This is a genomic window from Dietzia sp. E1 (genome assembly GCF_014145015.1).
GTDB classification, from domain to species: domain Bacteria; phylum Actinomycetota; class Actinomycetes; order Mycobacteriales; family Mycobacteriaceae; genus Dietzia; species Dietzia cinnamea_A.
The window spans coordinates 1-3832 of record NZ_JAALDU010000416.1 but is presented as its reverse complement, the minus strand read 5'-3'; the positions used below and the strand labels follow the sequence as shown (position 1 = coordinate 3832).

Sequence of the window (3832 nt, the reverse complement as noted above, 5' to 3'; positions counted from 1 at the left end):
GCGACGTGGGCCTGGTCGTGGACGTGCTGCCGGCCGCCGAGCTGCACGAGGCCGCGCAGAAGCTGGCGCGGCGCCTGGCGCGCGGCCCCCGGCGGGCTCTCGAGCTGACCAAGCGGGCGGTCACCCTGGCCGCGCTCACGGAGCTCGACGAGGCCCTCCGACGTGAGCACGAGGGGCAGTGCGAACTGCTCGTCTCCGACGACTTCGCCGAGGGCGTCAAGTCCGTTCTCGAGAAACGACGCCCGAACTTCACCTGACCCACCCACCAGTCACCCACCGTCGCCACGAAAGGCCGAGACCATGACCACCGCCACGGATCCCATCGCCGAGCTGCATGCGGCGCGCCGCAACAACTGGAACACGTGGGTCGCCACCCACGCAGAGATGAAGCCCGACGCCGAGGCACTGCGTTACCTCGGTCAGACCACCACCTGGGCCGAGCTGCGCGACCGCAGCACCCGGTTCGCCGACGCCCTCGCGCGCCGCGGCGTCGGCAAGGGTGACCGGGTCATGCTCATCACGCTCAACAATCCCGAGTTCATCGAGGCCGTGCTGGGCATCAACAAGCTCGGCGCGATCGCGGTGCCGGTGAACTTCCGGCTCACGCCCGGCGAGCTGGCGTACCTCGTCAGCGACTGCACGCCCAAGGTCGTCGTGACCGACGCGATGCTCGCGCCGCTCGTCGGCGCGATCCGGGCACAGGGCGAGGAGCCGGGCGCCCACATCGTCATCGGCGGCGAGAGCGGTGTCGAGGACCAGACGACCTTCGCCGACGCGATCGCCGAGGAGGGCGAGCCGCACGAGCCGGTCGACGTCCCCGAGGACTCGACCGCGCTCATCATGTACACCTCGGGCACGACCGGCCGCCCGAAGGGCGCCATGCTGTCGTACGAGAACCTCACCGCGCAGTCGCTGACCTGCATCCGGGTCTTCCGCCTGTTCGACGAGGAGGGGCGCGCCCTGGGCGCGGCGCCGATGTTCCACATCGCCGCCCTGGGCTCCATCGCCCCGAGCCTCCAGCTCGGCGGCGTGACGGTGGTCCACCCCCTCCAGGCGTTCGACCCGGCGGCCCTGCTCGACACCCTCGAGGCGGAGAAGATCACCAGCATCTTCCTCGTGCCCGTGCAGTGGCAGGCCGTCTGCGCCGAGCAGCAGGCACGACCGCGTGACCTGGTGCTGCGCAATATCTCCTGGGGCGCCGCCCCGTCCACGGACACCATCCTGCGGGCCATGGCGGAGACCTTCCCGGACGCGCTCAACTGCGCGGTGTTCGGCCAGACCGAGATGAGCCCCATCACCTGCGCGCTCGACGGTGACGACGCGATCCGCAAGCTCGGCTCCGTCGGCAAGGTGATCCCCACCATCCAGGCGCGGGTCATCGACGGGTTCGGCGAGCCGGTCGGTCCGGGCGAGGTCGGCGAGATCGTCTACCGCGGCCCCACCATGATGGCCGGGTACTGGAACAAGCCCAAGGAGACGGCCGAGGCGTTCGAGGGCGGCTGGTTCCACTCGGGCGACCTGGTGCGGATGGACGAGGAGGGATTCGTCTACGTCGTCGACCGCAAGAAGGACATGATCATCTCCGGCGGCGAGAACATCTACTGCGCCGAGGTGGAGAACGTCATCGCCGGGCACCCGCGGGTGCGCGAGGTCGCCGTCATCGGCCGCCGGGACGACAAGTGGGGCGAGGTCCCCGTCGCGGTCGTCGCGCAGCACGAGGAGGAGGGCGTCGCCGACCTCACGCTCGAGGAGCTGACCGAGTGGCTGCGCGACAAGCTCGCCGGCTTCAAGCTGCCCAAGCACCTGGTCCACGTGGACGAGCTCCCGCGCAACGCCAGCGGCAAGGTCGTCAAGGGCACGCTGCGCGCCGAGCACGGCACCGTGGGCGTCTGAGCAGCGACGCGCCCCATCCGACTGCCGAGTGAGGAAGCCGTAGTGATCACCGAGCTACACCGCAATCCCGCGCCCGCCGTGGCGCGTTCGTCCCCGCCCGCCCTCACCGACGCGGTCGACTCGCTCGGCGCCGCGAGCGGCGTGGCCAACGTCATCACGCAGTTGAGGCCCGAGGTCGGCTGGGGCGTGCGGGATAGCCGCGTGGACACCGGCAACGTCTACAAGCGACCCCTCAAGCGGGCGCGCACCACGTTCCAGTACCTGGCGGTGGCGACGTTGGGCACCGACGAGGACAAGCGCGTATACCGCGACGAGGTGACGCGCATCCACCGCCGCGTGCACTCGACGCCGGAGAGCCGCGTGAAGTACAGCGCGCTCGATCCCAGTCTGCAGATGTGGGTGGCGGCCTGCCTGTACATCGGGTTCGAGGACGTCTTCGAGTGGCTGCACGGCCCGATGACAGACACGGACCGCGAGGCCTTCTACGCCAGCGCCCCGTCGCTGGGCACGACGCTGCAGGTGCGTCCGGAGCAGTGGCCGGCGAGCCGCGCGGACTTCGAGGAGTACTGGAAGGAGGGCATGTCGCGGGTGCACTTCGACGCGCCCGTCCGCGAGCACCTGGTGGGCCTCACGGAACTACGGATGCTGCCCCAGCCCGCGACGCTGCTCTTCGGCCGGATCGCCAAGTGGGTGACCACGGGCTTCCTGCACCGCGAGTTCCGCGACGCGCTCGGCCTGCCGTGGAGCCCGCGCGACCAGCGGCGCTTCGAGGTCTTCCTCGCGGTGACGGCGCGGCTCAACGGCCTCCTGCCGGAGTCGGTGCGCACCATCACCTACCGAGTGCTGCTGCTCGACCTGAAGTGGCGGCTGAAGACGGGTCGTCCGTTGATGTGACGACGACGAGGTGGGTCCGGGGCCGGGTGACCGTGCGCCGGGCCCGCCGCCGGGACCCGCGGGTCATGCGGCGGGAGCCGGTGCGGGTGCTCAGGCCTCGGCGGCGAGTTCCGGTCCGCGGGCCTCGTCCCACACGCCGGCCCGCTCGAGGTGGGCGACCAGCAGCCGCGCGCCGTTGGCGAACTCGCCGTCCACCACGTCGTGGGCGGTCTCGAGGTCCTTGTCTCGCAGGGCCTGCAGCATGCGCCGGTGGTCGACGAGGGCACCCGCGCGCCACTCGGGATCCTCGGCGTAGAGGAGGTACGGCATGTACCGGGCCGCGTTGGACAGGAAGCGCGAGAGCTTGTCCGAGCGGGAGACCCGGTTGATGGACCGGTGGATCGCGTACTGGGCGTGCACGACGCCGTCGGCGTGGCCGGCCGCGGACGCCGCCTCGAAGTCGTCGATCAGGCGGGCGTGGGCCTCGATCGCGGCGTCGTCGTACCTGGTGATGGCCCGGTCCACGATCCGCTTGGACAGTTCGGCCTGCAGCCAGAAGATGTCCTCGATGTCCTGGCGACTCATGGGGGAGACCAGGTAGCCGCGGCGGGGCACGAGATCGACCAGGCCCTCCCCGCGCAGGGTGAGCAGTGCCTCGCGAACGGGGGTCACGCTCACGCCGAGGGTGGCGGCGGTCTCGTCGAGCCGGATGAAGTCGCCGGGCCGGATCTCCCCGCTCATGATGAGGGTCCGGACGTGGTCGGCGACCTCCTCGGAGAGCTGCGGACGCTGAGCGAGTCGTGTGGGGGCCAAGTCCGCCACCTCATTCCAGAAGAAGGAGCACCCGCACGGGGCACCGCTGACCGATAATCGAAATCAAATATATCCGTAGCGGCCCACCATACCTCGACGGGGGTGCGCGCGCCGCCCGCCGAAGGGGTTCACGTGAAACATCTCGTCTCCGCGCTCGTCCTGGCGATGGTATCGCTCGTCGTCGTCCCCTCGACCGCGGCGGCGCAGGCCGACGCCGGGCCGCCCGCCGCCACCGCCGGCGCAGTCCCGGCGC

At 70.8% G+C, this 3832-nt stretch carries 4 protein-coding genes; 3 read left to right on the top strand and 1 reads right to left on the bottom strand.

Annotated elements, in window-relative coordinates:
* From G6030_RS13235 to G6030_RS13225, 3 genes are all read left to right on the top strand, one after another.
* On the top strand, positions 1 to 257 hold a 257-nt coding region (locus tag G6030_RS13235), incomplete at its 5' end, for an enoyl-CoA hydratase-related protein (RefSeq protein WP_182643440.1).
* Between the two features lie 43 nt (positions 258 to 300).
* Positions 301 to 1893: a fatty-acid--CoA ligase FadD5 gene (gene fadD5 / locus G6030_RS13230; RefSeq protein WP_182643439.1), complete on the top strand. Its 1593-nt coding sequence runs from the start codon at positions 301 to 303 to the stop codon at positions 1891 to 1893.
* Positions 1894 to 1935: 42 nt separating this feature from the next.
* Positions 1936 to 2787, top strand: coding sequence for an oxygenase MpaB family protein (locus G6030_RS13225; protein WP_347238663.1), 852 nt, complete (start codon positions 1936 to 1938; stop codon positions 2785 to 2787).
* A 90-nt stretch (positions 2788 to 2877) separates the two neighbouring features.
* Here G6030_RS13225 and G6030_RS13220 read toward each other — a convergent pair whose 3' ends face one another.
* The gene (locus tag G6030_RS13220) at positions 2878 to 3588 is read right to left on the bottom strand and encodes a GntR family transcriptional regulator (RefSeq protein ID WP_182643438.1); all 711 of its coding nucleotides are present in this window, start codon (positions 3586 to 3588) and stop codon (positions 2878 to 2880) included.
* Positions 3589 to 3832 lie beyond the last annotated feature (244 nt).

Bases quoted from the DNA above. Each gene is read 5' to 3' on its own strand.
- fadD5 (WP_182643439.1), top strand. From the start codon at position 301: ATGACCACCGCCACGGATCCCATCGCCGAGCTGCATGCGGCGCGCCGC.